The organism is Agrobacterium sp. 10MFCol1.1, from assembly GCF_000381165.1.
GTDB lineage: Bacteria > Pseudomonadota > Alphaproteobacteria > Rhizobiales > Rhizobiaceae > Agrobacterium > Agrobacterium tumefaciens.
On the sequence record NZ_KB906076.1, the window covers coordinates 1 to 13,847 of the forward strand.

Consider the following 13,847-nt stretch of genomic DNA (forward strand, 5'->3'; position numbering starts at 1 on the left):
CGCGGCGCAAGCTCCGACCTGATCTGCAAGCGTCGATAAACTAAGGTCGACGCCCTCGCGAGCATAGCGTTCGCTTTGACGATTGAGCGGCTGGTGCTGGGCAAACTTCTCGAACAGGATCATCGCCAGCAGGTTTGGCCCGGCAAAGCCGCGTGGCGTTACATGGAAGGGTGCTGGTGGCTGCGTGATCTTCTCGCACTCGCGACAGGTAAACTTCTCCCGCACCGTCTGGATGACCTTCCACTGGCGCGGGATGACCTCCAGTGTCTCGGTGATGTCCTCGCCAAGCTTCGACAATTTGGCCGATCCGCAGCAGGCGCAATTGGCGGGAGCGGCGATGACGATGCGCTCGCGTGGCAGATGTTCGGGAAAGGGCTTGCGTGACGGACGCCTGCGCTCGAAGGCTTTGACGGTTGAAGCTTTGGCTGCGATCTCCGCCACCAGTTCATCTTCACCGGCGTCCGTTTCCAACTCCTCGAGCTGCAGTTCCAACTGCTCCAGGAGCCGCGCCTTGCGCTCGGACCGGCTGCCGTAGAGTTCACGGCGAACCTTGTCGATCTCCAGCTTCAGCCGTGCGATCAGCGCCTCGGAATGCGATACGAGTGCCTTTGCACTGGCGGCTTCTGCCTTGGCGGTTGCCGCTTCTGCTTCGGCTGCAACGCGTCGAGCGCGTTCCTGGGCCAGCAGTGCAAGGGCACTGGCAAGGTCGTCCGGAAGCTCTTCAGTCGTATTGCTCATGACAGGATGGAATCATATTCGAGCCTGTCATTCCAGTGTTTTTGCTCATCCGGCCGACGTCGGCCGCCAGGTCTTTTGCGGCATCCGCCAGTCGATACCTTCCAGCAGATAACCGAGCTGCGCAGGTGTGATCACCACCGTGCCATCGGCCGCAGATGGCCAGATGAAGCGGCCACGCTCCAGCTTCTTCGTGAACAGGCAAGCGCCTTGGCCGTCATGCCAGATCACCTTGATCAGGCCACCGCCGCGGCCGCGGAATACGAACAAGTGCCCACACATCGGGTCACGCTTCAGCGCCTCCTGCACCATCAACGACAGACCGGGGAAGCCCTTGCGCATGTCCGTATAGCCCGTGGCCAGCCAGACCTTCACACCACTCGGAACCGGGATCATCTTAACCCCAGCACGCAGTCGAGAATACGGCCAAGCGCTTCAGTATCGATGTCGCTATCCACGCGGACGCGCCGACCCCGTCCAAGCTCGATTGTCACATCGCTGCGCTTCCGACGAGGATGGGGTGTGGTCGGCGCTCCCGGCTGAATGGGAGAGACTGATGAAATGGCCTCGGACACGATCACCGGCACGAACACGGTTCCCGTCTCGGTCTGCGGCTCGTCGAGCCGGCACAGCTCTTTGCGCCAACGAAACAACTGGCTGACATGGATACCAGCCGCGCGGGCAATCTCGGAGATGACCGCGTCTGGCTCAAAGCAGGCAGCGACGAGCCGCTCTTTATCTTCGCGTGACCAGCGCCGACGGCGCCCTACGGACGTGATCACCTCAATTGCATGCTTCGTCATATGACTACTCCTAGTGTTACCACTAGGACTGGCAGTCAGAAGGCCGTCATCGCAAGACGGCCTTCACCGTGGACTTACTGAGCTTCTGAAGCGAAAGCTGGAAGACGCATATCCCTCATGCGCGCCCCTTCGTAAGCAACTTCGACGTATCGAGATGTCAATCTCGATGATTCAAAAGACGAATCGCCAGAAGGTTGAAATTTGAAGGCGACGACATGCGCCTGAACCTGTGAAGGAGATAAAAATTAACGCTGTGGCCCTCTCTAACAGGGCCACACTCCTCACCAACCAATGCTCGCGTCTTACCTATCTCAACAGGCAGCAAATTTCTGCAGCGTTCGAGCGATCGGAGAAGCGCTGGCCATCATTTAATCGCGATCCCAACGACAGTGATGGCGCCTTTGTTGTTGCGGTATTTAGAGGGCATATCGTTGGCAAAACACCAAAGCTCACCGCTTTTTGGGGCTGTCCATGGCTTTGCGCTCCCGATCAGGAATGCTGTCTCCTCGTCTTTGTCGAGTGCGCCGATCAGTGCTAACCACTTCTCTTTTGGCGCTCTCTTCATTGCGGCAAACGGTCTCAACCAGAACCGGTCATAGCCATTTGCGTCAGTGTCGATGAACCAATCCGTCCACGTTCCGCTTGCAAGGATTTTGTATTGGCGGCCAGCCTCGACCCTGCAGAGGTGGGTCCACTTGGACTGTGCTGGCACTGATTTTTCGAATAGCATATCTGGCGTTGCTTTCATTTGATGCCAGCCTTTTTAAACGTCCTCCTGAACTCTTTGGCGACTTCTGCGAAACCGCTGCTGGTCGGGTGGATCTCGTCTGCCCATGCGTTCTGTGGGACCTTGCCTCTTATGTCGGCGACGTAGACATAGGTCTTTCTTGAATCTCCAGCGATATTCCCAAGCATCTCGTACAGGGCATTGATTAGAAGCTTGATGATCTCGCATTGAAGGCCATGATCCGTAATCTTCTTCTTTTTCATTGGACCGCCGAGCCACTGGTCCTTCTTGGCCCAGGACGGATTGCGTGGATCGCCCGGATATCCACCGGGTATCGCGTAGTCGTATCCATGGATAATAATAGGAAGCTTGGCGAAGTCGCGATCCTTTCTTATCGTGCTGATAACTTCGCTATAGGCCGTTTCGAGAAATTGGAGAACTTTTGAGAGTTTCTTGTAGTCGATGTGCCAGTCGGCAGATTTGCCGGGTGAGTGGTCCTTGAGAAGTTGCAATAACACGGATTCCCCGTATTCATCCGACCCGATAACGTCATTGCCCGCTGCTGAAAACAGGAAGCCTTTGACCTTTTTGTTCTTTAGACGCAACAATTCGGGCATGTACTCTTTTGAGCCATAGACCATGTTGCGGGCTGTATCGCCTGCGGCGTCAAGGCTTGAAATGACGTAATCGGGACCGAGTTGGTCCACGACATCGTCCAAGAGAAATGGAAACTGGTACCAGCTGTCGCCTTCGCTCACCAGAACCGGTTTACGCGCGGTGTCGACGCGTGAATTGAAAATGCGACGCCGGCGCTCCCGACAAAACCGGTTTGCCCAATCAAGCGAACTTGCCACTTCGAAGCTTGCACCTTCAGACATCTCGACCTTTTTCGGATCAGGTTTGATGATCGGATGAAAAGCCGTACCTTCCGATTTGGACGCTGCCAGATATGAGGCGATCGTCTGCTCGCTGACATCAGGATCCATAACCATGTCACGAAGTTGCTCATAGGTGATCTTCTTCATTTCTCCTCCCAATGTGCTCTGAAGTCTCAATTGACAGGCGAGCGGTGTTTAAGATGTTGCAGTTGAAGTGAGAGCGTAAAGGTAGCTTTTCCCTTGCCACCCCGCTCCATCCCAGATCCGGCGGTTCGGTCCTACGCCTCCGTGAGATTCGAGCGTGTAACCATCATGGACAATTGCCACGTGGCCAATACCATTTGGCGAGTCGTTGGGTTTCATGAAGGCAATTCTGACGACGCCGTCCGTCAGTTTGCCTTCACTGCGATCCAGTTGCTTGAAATGGCGATCGCGGACCCATTCGTGCTGAATAAACGACCCGTCTGGAAACTTTCCGTTTAGATCAGTCGCGCGTCGAACCAGTTCCCTAACCAGACCGCTGCAGTCGACCGATATGAAATCGCGGCCGGGGACTTCTCCGGCACGGATTTTCGCGCCGTACCCATAGACCACCCTGGGCTTCGAGTTCATGCAAGCGTTCAGAAAACTAAGCGCCTTGGACATGTCGAATGCAATTGTGGTCCACGTCGCCATAGGAGCAGGCGAGGAGACCCAGTCGGCTTCCAGGTCGCCTGCTCCGTCGACCCCCATATTGACAGCGTTGATGCTTTCAATGTCTGGCGGATCTAGGGTTGCGTCATAGGACGGGTCATCGTCAAAGAGCGGCGCAGAAAAGGTTTTGAGCGCAGCGGCTTTGTTGAATGAAAGAAACGCCGTAATTATCGCATCGGCATACGCGGCCCTCTTTGCGTTGCCGACTTTGCTGTCCTCCGGATTGCTTCCGAAGAATGGTTCAAGCAACGCTGACGGGCAGTTGGCGCTATTGACGTTGTCGCTGCCCCTTCCGCCATCGCCTTTTTTGCGAAATACGAGGCCGTGATCAGCAAGGCCGAACGTCTTGAGCATTTCCCTTTGGATCGATTTTGCCAGTCGTTGGGAGTGACGATTGGACGACCCATACAACGTCAGCGTCCCACTTGAGCTGGAACTCAAGGCATTAAAATGCAATTCGAACGCCGCGTCAGGCTGGTAAGCGTTGACCTGTCGGTATGCTCCTTCGACGCCGTGCCCGTCGCGATAAAAAATTCCTATCTCGACGCCCCTGCGTGCCGCAGCCGCAGAAATTTCTCCCTCGGCAAGCGCTTTGTTGAAAGGGTACTCGTACTGGCTAATCGGAGCGACCCCCCATGCTCCAGGCGACGACCGACTATGGCCTACGATGATCGCCAGCTTACCGTTGCTTGCCATGAGCGCTGGTCGCACCAACGGAGCAACTTGCTCCCAAGGCCGCTGGCTATCGGCCTTGTCTTCTTCATCTTCTCTTGAGATCAGGTATTGCTCGATTGCGGCCTCATCCGTCATTGAATAATCCCCCAAAACTAGTTGTGTGATATAAATTTCCAAATCTATGTTAGTTGATAAATGTGCCGTAGCGTGGCAAACGTATGTGCGCGAGATTTACTTTTCAGTCGCGAGAAATCAGTGTTTTGCTGCAAATCTGGGAAATGTAGTTGCTTTGAATGGTTGTATCGATGCTTAAGCGCACTCTAGTCGAGAATTAGCATTGTTTCTAGATCTTATCTGCGCAATGGAAGGGCGCTGGCTACGCTTTCTGAGTGCCAGATTATTCATCCACGCGACGAGCCATCTCTGATGCGCTGTGTGTTCTTCGCTTTTAAGGAGGAAGCTCGGCTGGCTGGTTTGGGACGCTTGGAGGGACCTATAAAGATGCCGGCGATCGTCATCCAGGTATCGGCGCCAAGGTCGGTACGGGCAGTGTCGTGGTTTCGGCGATTGAAGACCATACGTCGGTTGCCGGTGTCCCGGCGCGCGCAGTAGGGGGCGCTAAATCTGATCTTCCCGGGGTCATGATGGAGCTGCCGACAGTCGAGCCAGATTCATGATATAGATCGCTTTCAGCGCAACGTGACGCCTGCCCCACAGTCGAGGACGTTGCAGAGAAGGCATATATTTCAGAGAGTTAGTGAGCATGTATCGAATTCAGCGGTTCGATTCCGTTCAAGGTGTTAGGACTTCAGACACATGCTGATCGCCACGCCCGTCACGCCGTAATATCCGCGGCGTTGCTCCCATTTGTTCTTAGCATCGCCTGACGGATTTGTTGCCGCAACCATGCGCAGCCAAGATCGCTTTCCATATGAAGCGGCCAAACCATTGCTACGGGTGGAAAAGAAAGTGCCAGTGGCACCGGGCTGACCTCAAGTCCCAACAGCGGCCCATAACGAAGCGCGATGCGCGAAGATACGGTGGCAATCACCGCAGACGAACGCGCCGTGGCCAATATCGACATGAAATCGGGAGCCGCCGCCACCACTTCCAGCTCTACACCCGCATGCTCCAGAGCATCCTTGACGCAGCCATGCAGGCTGTCGGTCTGCGAGATCACCGCATGTTGTGCGGCCAAATAGGCATCCATGCTCACCGGGTTGATAAGCGTTAGCAATTGCGGATTGAAACAGCACAATACGCTGGATTGATAAAGCGGTTCGCAATGGTGCCGTGAGTCCGGGAGATAGCTGCATCCCACAGACAGGTCGACGACGCCTGAATCCAGCATCGCCTCGATCTCCAGTGCATCGCCGCCACGAGCCAGAATACGAATGCCCGGCGCGATATCGCGCAACCGAGCGGTCAGGTCAGGCAGCAACAATAGTTCCACCTCGCTGGACAGCCCCAGCCTGAATGTACGCCGCTCGGTTGCCGGATCGAAGGCATCCGTCATCAACATCGCCGCTTGCGCCTGTCGCAGAGCCTGCCGCACCGGGCCAGACAAATTGAGCGCCCGCGCCGTCGGCTTCATCACCTGCCCGACACGGATGAACAGCTCATCCTGAAACAGCGTGCGCAGGGTGGCTATGTTATGACTCATGGCGGGCTGCTGGATTTTCAATCGTTGTGCTGCACGCGTTACACTCATCTCTTCCATCATCGCATCGAAGGCGACGAGAAGATTGAGGTCGAAGGAACGAAGATTGAAATGATCGATGACCTGCATGAGTTGTATCGATTTGATTGCTGACTAGCGCATCCTTAGCTGATGGGCAGGAACTTGCAAGCCGTTCCGCACCACAACGTAAGGAGCAAACCCATGCCATTTCGTCGTTCCATTCTCAAAAGCGCTCTGACTGGCTTAGTCGCAGCGCCCTTTGTCGCGCCATCAATCGTCTTCGCCAAGGCGCCTTTTGCCGCTGTTCAGGCACCGGGTTTCTACCGGCTGAAGATCGGCTCCGTAGAGGTCACGGCCCTGTCGGACGGCACAGTTGCCCTGCCGCTCGCCAAGCTCTACACCAACACTAGCGAAGAACACGCGCAGGACGCTCTGAATGATGCTTTTCTGCCGGAAATCGTACCAACTTCCGTCAACGCATTCCTGGTCAACACCGGCGAAAGACTGGTGCTGATCGACGCAGGCACCGGTACCTATTTGGGCCCATCGCTCGGCAAGCTCGTGTCCAACATCGAGGCTTCCGGATACAAGGTCGGTGACATTGACGATGTCATCCTCACCCATATTCATACCGATCATTCCGGTGGGTTGATGAGCGAAGGCAAACGCACTTTCCCTAACGCCACATTACGGGTCAATGAGCGGGAGGCGAAATTCTGGCTGAGCCCGGAAAACGCCAAAGCGGCGACCGGCATCGTCAAGCAGCATTTTGGCGAGGCAGACCAGTGCGTGACGCCTTACGTGCGAGCTGGAAAATTTGAAACCTTCGGAGATAACCAAGCACCCGTCCCGGGTCTGGGCTCGATTCTTTATGCGGGACATACGCCGGGTCACATCGCCATCACGCTGGAAAGCGAAGGCCAGAAGATCGTTTTCTGGGGCGACATCACCCATGGCGATATCCTGCAATTCGATGAGCCCGGCATCGCCATAGAATTCGATATCGAACAGAAGGCCGCCGTTGCTGCCCGCGACCTTGCATTCAAACAGGCGGTGGACGGTAAATATCTGGTGGCGGGCGCCCATATTGCGTTTCCCGGAATCGGCCACGTGCGTACAGATAGCACCAATTATGACTGGCTCCCGGTCAACTACTCCTAGGATTGCCCCCGGATTGAGCGATGGGAAGACTGGGCTCGAGATAGCCCCGTCTTCCGCAGCGACAAAGGTCGTTTCCTACAGGTCGGCCGGCCGGAACCAACTCGCAACTGGTCCGGGTCGAGCGGACCGGAAATTAGAAAAATCTATGGGTGCTCGGCAAGACGCACCCAGCCCGTTGTCGCCACGACTGCTAGGGGTGTGTCGTGCCTGTTGCAAACTTTCAGTGAAGTCAGCATGACCGCCAAAGCGGGGCCTGCCTTCAAGCTTTGTTAACCTTTTGAAGTCCGAAGAGGCGTGCGAGTAGATCGTTCTGATCGTTGACGGCCCAATCGCCACAGGGCCGCTGGCCGCCTATATCGGCGGGTAAGGTTCGGAAGCGTTAAGCCGCACCAACTGCCCGCGAATAGACGCCGGGCGGCATTCCCACATGCCGATTGAAGGCGACGCTGAAAGCGCTGGTCGATCCATAGCCGACGCGCTCGGCAATGTCCGCTATGGGTATATCCTCGCGGAGGAACTCCTTTGCCAGTGCCATACGCCATCCCGTTGCGTATTCCATCGGTGCTACACCAACTTCCTTGCGGAAACGATCGAAGAAGGTCGAGCGAGACATGGCAGCCTCCTGAGCAAGCGTCTCCACCGTCATGCTACGACCTGGATCTGCGTGTATCCGGCGCAAGGTCGGCGCCAGCAGCGGATCGGCCATGCCACGCAGGAGACCCGGCGGCGCCTTGGCGCTTGCTGCCGATCGTAACGCGTCGATGAACAACACATCGAGCAATCGGTGGAGGACCATTTCGCGCGCGGCACGATCAGCCCTCGTCTCCTCGTTGATCATTCGGACGAGAGCGATCACTCGCTCTTCACCATGAACTTGGATGACTTCAGGCAGCAGAGATACGAGAAGGGCTTTGTCATCCGAGCCGAAAGTACAATGCCCGACCAGTGCCTTAATCTCCGCCGGCGCTTCCGGGTCGCCCAGGCGAAAGACGCCGGGGCTGGTTTCCAGACGTTGGGGAAGTGCGCCGCGCGGTGGCGGCTCCATGCTGCTCATCGTGAATGAGAAGATCTTTGGGACGAGGACGAAGTCACCCCCAGTGAGCACCATTGGCTCACGATCGGCAATCGTCATAAGGCAACGGCCTTCGACCACGGCGCAGTAGAAGGGGCTTCCGACGTCCGTACGCTCAACGAGCCACCGACCGCCGCCCGTCACCAGCTTTGATATCGACGGGCTCGGCTTCAACAAGGAAACAACTTCGGCAACCGGATCGGTCATCAATTCGGACTTCCGCTAAACAATCTCGGACATGCATATATAGCATGTCCGGTTGATCAGGTCCATCTTCAGCCTTGTTAAATGTCAGGAGACGGAACATGTCAAAGATCCTCATCACCGGTTGCTCGTCCGGTTTCGGCCTCGCTATCGCACAAAAATTCTTGAACACCGGGTGGGACGTCGTCGCAACCATGCGCACGCCGCGAAGCGACCTTCTTCCTTCGAACGACAGGCTCGAAATCCTGCAGCTGGATGTCACCAGCGCGGACAGCATTGCTGAGGCGGTCGAAACCGCCGGCACGATCGATGCTCTGGTCAACAATGCCGGGGTCGGCCTGCTCAATGTGCTTGAAGGCACGGAGATGTCGAATATTCGCGAACTGTTCGAGACAAACGTCTTCGGTGCGATGGCGATGTCAAAAGCTGTCCTTCCGCAGATGCGGTCCCGTCGCTCAGGCGTCATCGTTAACGTCAGCTCGGCCGTCACGATAAGGCCGTTGCCCGCGCTTTCGGTTTATAGCGCCAGCAAGGCAGCGCTCAATGCCTTCACGGAGAGCCTCGCGCTCGAGGCGGCGCTGTTTGGCATCCGCGCTAAACTCGTCCTACCTGGCTCTGCACCGACGACCGGCTTCGGTAAGAATGCTGTCTCGCGCATGGGCATGGAAATCCCCGAGCCTTACCAAGCCTTCGTCCAAGACTACCTGACGAAGTTGAGATCCGGGACTGAAGTCACGACGCCGGATGAGGTCGCAGAGGCTGTCTGGAGGTCTGTGACAGAGAGCGATGCGCCAATGAAGATCCCGGCCGGAGCGGACGCGGAAACCTCATATCGCGAAGCCGGTCATTCGCTCGCATAACATCATCACCCAAATCAACCTTTGAAGGTCCAGACCCATGAATAATCTGATCAATCTCGCGATGCATATTCCGACACCTGAGGCCGCTCTCACCGTAGCCTACACGCCGATCCGTCTTTCGATGCACGGCCGCCAGCCATTGGAACTGCGTCTGACCGCCCCCGCTACGGGGGCCAAGGTTCCGATCGTGCTGCTGTCGCATGGCTACGGCCCATCCAACTACATTCCGTCAAAGGACGGTTACGCTCCTCTTGTCCAGTTTTGGGCCGAGAGAGGGTTCGTGGTGATCCAGCCGACGCATGCGAGTTCTCGCGTCGGTGGCCTGCCGTCAAATTCATCCGGCACGCCATTCTTCTGGCGCGAGCGTGTCAATGAGATGAGGGCGATCCTTGACCAGTTGACCGAAATTGAACGGGAGGCGCCAGCCGTTGCTGGCCGGATGGATCATTCACGCATCGGCGCGGTCGGTCATTCCTTTGGCGGCCACACCGTTGGGCTCCTGCTCGGCGCGCAGGTGGATGGTGAGGATTTTTCCGATCCAAGAATCTCGGCCGGCGTTCTCCTGACGACACCGGGCCGCGTCGGCAAGGACATGACGCCTGAGAGTGCTGCCCGTTTTCCGTTTTTCGACGTCGATTTCTCGACGCTCTCGACACGCAGCCTCGTCGTTTGCGGTGATATGGACAATCCGCATTTTACAACCCGTGGTCCTGAGTGGCATGCAGATGCATTCCATGATGCATCGGGCGCTAAAGAAATGCTGATGATGCACGGGGTCGGTCATGGTCTTGGCGGAATTGCAGCTCTCGACGCAAAGGAAACAGACACTGAAGCACCAGACGTGCTGGAAGCGACCCGACGTCTTACGCTCGCCTGGCTTCAGACCGCGCTCGGCGCGGACAAGGGCGCTTGGCCGAGAGCTTGCCTCGCACTTAAGGGTGAGGTCGCAACGCTTGCGGCGGTCAGAGAGAAGCAGATCTAGACCTGGGGGCGATTGTCTTAGGCATCGTCGGGACTGATCTTGTTATGCCCGCTTTTACCGAGATCGCTCGCGATATTGGTGGCGACCGCTTCAACGCAGTCGACCCTCGCGGCTTACGTCGCGGGCACGCGGGTGGGGCTACTCGCCCGTACCTGTTGATCTGGTCGCTCTTCCAGATCCGCGCTGTTCATAGTCCCACCGCCGCCGCGCATTGAGTATTTCCATGACAGGCGATTACGCCGCACTACCAATACACGTACGTTAAATCAAACAATAATTCAGTTAGCTATTATGTCTGATTGGCAGGTCGCAGGTTCGATTCCGCTTAAGTGCTTAATACGCACACGTCCATTGATCGGTAGGGATTGTGCTTGAGCGGAGGAAGGTAGGAGAATCAGAGTCTCCGAAATAGCAAAGCCCTCCAAACGACATCGGACAAGCATCAGTGGTGGCTACAAAACTACATATGTGTTAATGTGGGTTTTCTCAGTTTAGGAGTGCGTTAGATGAGCCGATTGACGATCGACATAACGGATCAACAACATCAAAGCCTGAAGGCGCTGGCAGCATTGCAAGGCAAGACAATCAAGCAGTATGCGCTTGAGCGCCTCTTCCCCGGTGACGCAGACGCAGAGCGAGCCTGGGAGGAGTTGAAGACTTTGATGAACATGCGCGTCAATGAGGGGCTTGCCGGAAGACTGTCGACTAAAACCATAGGTGAGATCCTTGACGAGGAGATTTCCGAGGGTCGTGCTTGACTGCCTATATTCTTACCGCGGAGGCGGAAGACGATCTACGTTCGGTAATACGCTACACACGCACGCAATGGGGTGCTGCGCAGGTACGCCGATACGTCTATGGTTTGGAGCAAGGTATCGCATCCCTTGCCGAGGGCAGAGGTTCGTTCAAGGATATGAGCGCGCTTTATCCGGCGTTAAGGATGGCACGATGCCAGCACCACTACGTCTTTTGTCTGCCTCGAGAGGATGCGCCCGCCCTCATCGTAGCGATTTTTCACGAACGAATGGATCTGATGAAGCGTTTGGTGGATCGTCTGAATGAATGACGTTTGGGCGGAGGCGAGATTATGTGAGCGCAAGACCGACGAATCGTCGTTGTTGCGTGGCCGAAACACGGGTCGTCAGTTCTAATCCCTTCAAGAGCGAAACCGGCCAAAACCAGGCGGTTGTGCTATCTCGTCAGCCGTTGCATTAGCGCCGTCAGGACTTCGCTACCTGCTGCAGTCTGTTTATGTGCTCGCGGCAGAGCGCCTCGATAAGGTCGTGAAGTTCTGCGGTTCGCTCCTGAAGCCAGGCGAGTGCCTCTTCGGAAATTTCGAAACGCTTCGAATAGCGCGCCTTGACGTAGGCCTCGTTGAGAACATTGTACCATGCGGTAAAACGGTGATGGTCGCGTGGCCAGATGTCGACCAGCCGCCGATCACGATCCTCTGAAAGGCCTCGGAGGAATTTGAGGTTGTGTGACGCAGGTGAATAGTTTGTTACTGTCAGCAGGTAGCAGTTGTAGGCCGTCTCGACCGCCTGATGAAGTTGGAAGGCGGCGATGTTGGCATTGTTATCCTTGAGGGCATAACCTGCCAACTTGATGAAGGTTTGAGCATCAGGAAAATGCCTGCGGAAATGCTCCTCCGCCACTCTGAGGGCATTGGCAGGGGTAAGGGACTTTGGCTCGGCGAGCGGTCGGTCATCGAACTCGTAGAGAACAATACCCTCGCGAGCGATATCGACGAAAAAGGCCTGGCCGTCATGCAAAAAGTTACTGATCTCGCGGGCGCCATGCGCGATAAGACCGACAGGTGTCTCGATCTCCTTATCCCACATCAGCCGGTCGATGGGCTTGTCCCAGTATTTGGATTCGGCCAGTTCCTTGTTGCTGACGATGACGAGGATGTCGAAATCCGATCGATAACCTTTCGATGTGTGCGGCTCGTCCACCCAGGTGCCACGAGCGTAAGAACCGAACAGGATGATTTTATAAATCCGCCCGTCTTTCTTGGCTTCGGACTTCGAGCGCTCCACAATGCCGGCGAATTCTTCGTGGATGATCCGGACGACCCTTTCCAGTTCGCGCTGCTTCGTCTGCGGAAGATGTCCGATATCCGATTTCATGGCCTCACCATCGATTCTTCTGAACGGATATTCTAGCCGTGATCGGGTGGCGATTGCTACTCCACATTGTTGTAGGGGTTGTGGGGCTAGGACGCCATTTTTCGGTTTAGGATCGAGGTCTGTCGGAATAAGAATACATGACCTACCTCCTGGTGGTCCAAGTTTCGTCCGCATCCCACCCCGCCAGAACCGTCAATATTCCATGCCGAAACACAGACATGTCGATATTCGACCAATGACAGAGCAAGAAATGAGCGATTTCACACGCAGCGCAGCCATCCCTTCACGGACAATTCACCCCCCACAGTCCATTAGCGTCGAAGCGCAAGCGTCACTGTCGCGCCTGGTCGACAAGGACGGCAGTCCCATCAATGCGCAGTATGAAATGCCCTCTCCGGAGGACTTTTCCGGCTGGATGAATATGAAAGCCGCAGTAGATGCGCATTACGCCGCCGCGGCAAAAGATCTTGCCGGGAGTTTGCAGTCCACAGTCGAGACAATTGTAGTCGAACAAGCAACGATCCATGTCGCGACGCCGCACGGACAATTTGATGCTCGTGGCGCACTGATCGACCTGCATGGCGGCGCATTGGTGTTCGGAGGCGGTGAGGCCTGCCGCGTCAGTGCGCGTCGCCAGGCGCACCAGCATGTCGTTCGATGCTACGGCGTTGATTACCGGATGCCGCCTGAGCATCCATATCCGGCTGCTCTTGATGACTGCTTGGCCACGTATCACCATGTCTTAACTGGTCATTCCCCCGACAAGGTGGTCATCTTGGGTCGATCCGCAGGCGGCAATCTGGCGACCGCCATGCTGCTGCGGGCGAGAGATGAAGGCATGCCAATGCCCGGCAGATTAGTCTTGCTCTCGCCACAGGTTGACCTCACCGAATCGGGCGACAGTTTCCAAACAAACCAGATGATTGATCTCGTTCTGCCGCGCCCGCTCAGATCAAACAACCTGCTCTATGCTGGTGGTGCTGATCTTTCCAATCCCTATTTATCGCCGCTCTTCGGCGATTTGGCGGGCCTTCCGCCGACATTTTTGCAGACCGGCACGCGTGACCTGTTCCTATCGAACACGGTGAGGATGCATCGAGCCTTGCGAAAAGCTGGCGTGGAAACAGAATTGCACGTCTTTGAAGCCATGCCCCATGGTGGCTTCATGGGTGGGACACCGGAAGACCAGGAACTCGAAGCGGAGATCCACCGGTTCGTCATGGCAAACTGGAACTGAGGTGGGGAAC

General features: G+C 56.2%; 15 protein-coding genes and 1 pseudogene. 6 read left to right on the plus strand and 10 right to left on the minus strand.

Annotated features, from left to right (window positions below; genetic code table 11):
- The 7 genes from F617_RS0113325 to F617_RS0113355 all read right to left on the minus strand — a co-directional run.
- The coding region (locus F617_RS0113325) for an IS66 family transposase zinc-finger binding domain-containing protein (protein WP_019565570.1) at window positions 1–738 on the minus strand (738 nt) is incomplete at its 3' end.
- A 45-nt stretch (window positions 739–783) separates the two neighbouring features.
- Entirely contained in the window at window positions 784–1,131 is a 348-nt protein-coding gene (gene tnpB, locus F617_RS0113330) for an IS66 family insertion sequence element accessory protein TnpB (RefSeq protein WP_019565571.1), read from the minus strand.
- Window positions 1,128–1,538 carry a transposase gene (locus F617_RS0113335; RefSeq protein WP_019565572.1) on the minus strand — a complete coding sequence of 137 codons (411 nt, stop codon included), beginning with the start codon at window positions 1,536–1,538 and terminating at the stop codon, window positions 1,128–1,130. Before F617_RS0113335 ends, tnpB begins: the two co-directional genes overlap by 4 nt.
- Before the next feature lie 364 nt (window positions 1,539–1,902).
- Window positions 1,903–2,286 (minus strand): hypothetical protein, encoded by a 384-nt coding sequence (locus tag F617_RS0113340; protein ID WP_019565573.1) that lies wholly within the window; start codon window positions 2,284–2,286, stop codon window positions 1,903–1,905.
- Window positions 2,283–3,290 carry a hypothetical protein gene (locus F617_RS0113345; RefSeq protein WP_019565574.1) on the minus strand — a complete coding sequence of 336 codons (1,008 nt, stop codon included), beginning with the start codon at window positions 3,288–3,290 and terminating at the stop codon, window positions 2,283–2,285. Before F617_RS0113345 ends, F617_RS0113340 begins: the two co-directional genes overlap by 4 nt.
- Before the next feature lie 48 nt (window positions 3,291–3,338).
- Window positions 3,339–4,646 carry an N-acetylmuramoyl-L-alanine amidase gene (locus F617_RS0113350; RefSeq protein ID WP_019565575.1) on the minus strand — a complete coding sequence of 436 codons (1,308 nt, stop codon included), beginning with the start codon at window positions 4,644–4,646 and terminating at the stop codon, window positions 3,339–3,341.
- Between the two features lie 700 nt (window positions 4,647–5,346).
- Window positions 5,347–6,300, minus strand: a complete 954-nt coding sequence (locus F617_RS0113355) for a LysR family transcriptional regulator (RefSeq protein ID WP_019565576.1) — start codon at window positions 6,298–6,300, stop codon at window positions 5,347–5,349.
- Between the two features lie 93 nt (window positions 6,301–6,393).
- On the opposite strand from F617_RS0113355, the gene F617_RS0113360 reads away from it, so the two are divergent.
- Window positions 6,394–7,353 carry an MBL fold metallo-hydrolase gene (locus tag F617_RS0113360; RefSeq protein WP_019565577.1) on the plus strand — a complete coding sequence of 320 codons (960 nt, stop codon included), beginning with the start codon at window positions 6,394–6,396 and terminating at the stop codon, window positions 7,351–7,353.
- A gap of 259 nt (window positions 7,354–7,612) precedes the next feature.
- Here F617_RS0113360 and F617_RS28370 read toward each other — a convergent pair.
- Together F617_RS28370 and F617_RS0113365 are read right to left on the minus strand one after the other, a co-directional pair.
- A pseudogene (locus tag F617_RS28370) lies at window positions 7,613–7,687 on the minus strand (IS6 family transposase); the annotation flags it as partial.
- A gap of 45 nt (window positions 7,688–7,732) precedes the next feature.
- The gene (locus F617_RS0113365) at window positions 7,733–8,632 is read right to left on the minus strand and encodes an AraC family transcriptional regulator (RefSeq protein ID WP_019565578.1); all 900 of its coding nucleotides are present in this window, start codon (window positions 8,630–8,632) and stop codon (window positions 7,733–7,735) included.
- Window positions 8,633–8,730: 98 nt separating this feature from the next.
- Between F617_RS0113365 and F617_RS0113370 the strand changes: the two genes are divergently transcribed.
- The 4 genes from F617_RS0113370 to F617_RS0113385 all read left to right on the plus strand — a co-directional run bounded on the left by F617_RS0113370 (window position 8,731) and on the right by F617_RS0113385 (window position 11,537).
- A complete protein-coding gene (locus F617_RS0113370; protein WP_019565579.1) occupies window positions 8,731–9,489 on the plus strand; it encodes an SDR family oxidoreductase in 759 nt (252 codons plus the stop codon).
- A gap of 37 nt (window positions 9,490–9,526) precedes the next feature.
- Window positions 9,527–10,471 (plus strand): dienelactone hydrolase, encoded by a 945-nt coding sequence (locus F617_RS0113375; RefSeq protein WP_019565580.1) that lies wholly within the window; start codon window positions 9,527–9,529, stop codon window positions 10,469–10,471.
- Between the two features lie 506 nt (window positions 10,472–10,977).
- Window positions 10,978–11,229 carry an antitoxin gene (locus tag F617_RS0113380; protein ID WP_019565581.1) on the plus strand — a complete coding sequence of 84 codons (252 nt, stop codon included), beginning with the start codon at window positions 10,978–10,980 and terminating at the stop codon, window positions 11,227–11,229.
- Window positions 11,226–11,537, plus strand: a complete 312-nt coding sequence (locus F617_RS0113385; protein ID WP_019565582.1) for a type II toxin-antitoxin system RelE/ParE family toxin — start codon at window positions 11,226–11,228, stop codon at window positions 11,535–11,537. The genes F617_RS0113380 and F617_RS0113385 overlap by 4 nt, the downstream gene beginning before the upstream one ends.
- Window positions 11,538–11,691: 154 nt before the next feature.
- Here F617_RS0113385 and F617_RS0113390 read toward each other — a convergent pair whose 3' ends face one another.
- Complete coding sequence (locus F617_RS0113390) at window positions 11,692–12,600, minus strand: nucleotidyltransferase and HEPN domain-containing protein (protein ID WP_019565583.1); 909 nt, start codon at window positions 12,598–12,600, stop codon at window positions 11,692–11,694.
- 250 nt (window positions 12,601–12,850) lie between these two features.
- Here F617_RS0113390 and F617_RS0113395 point away from each other — a divergent pair, with 250 nt between their 5' ends.
- A complete protein-coding gene (locus F617_RS0113395; RefSeq protein WP_019565584.1) occupies window positions 12,851–13,837 on the plus strand; it encodes an alpha/beta hydrolase in 987 nt (328 codons plus the stop codon).
- The last annotated feature ends 10 nt before the right edge of the window (window positions 13,838–13,847 follow it).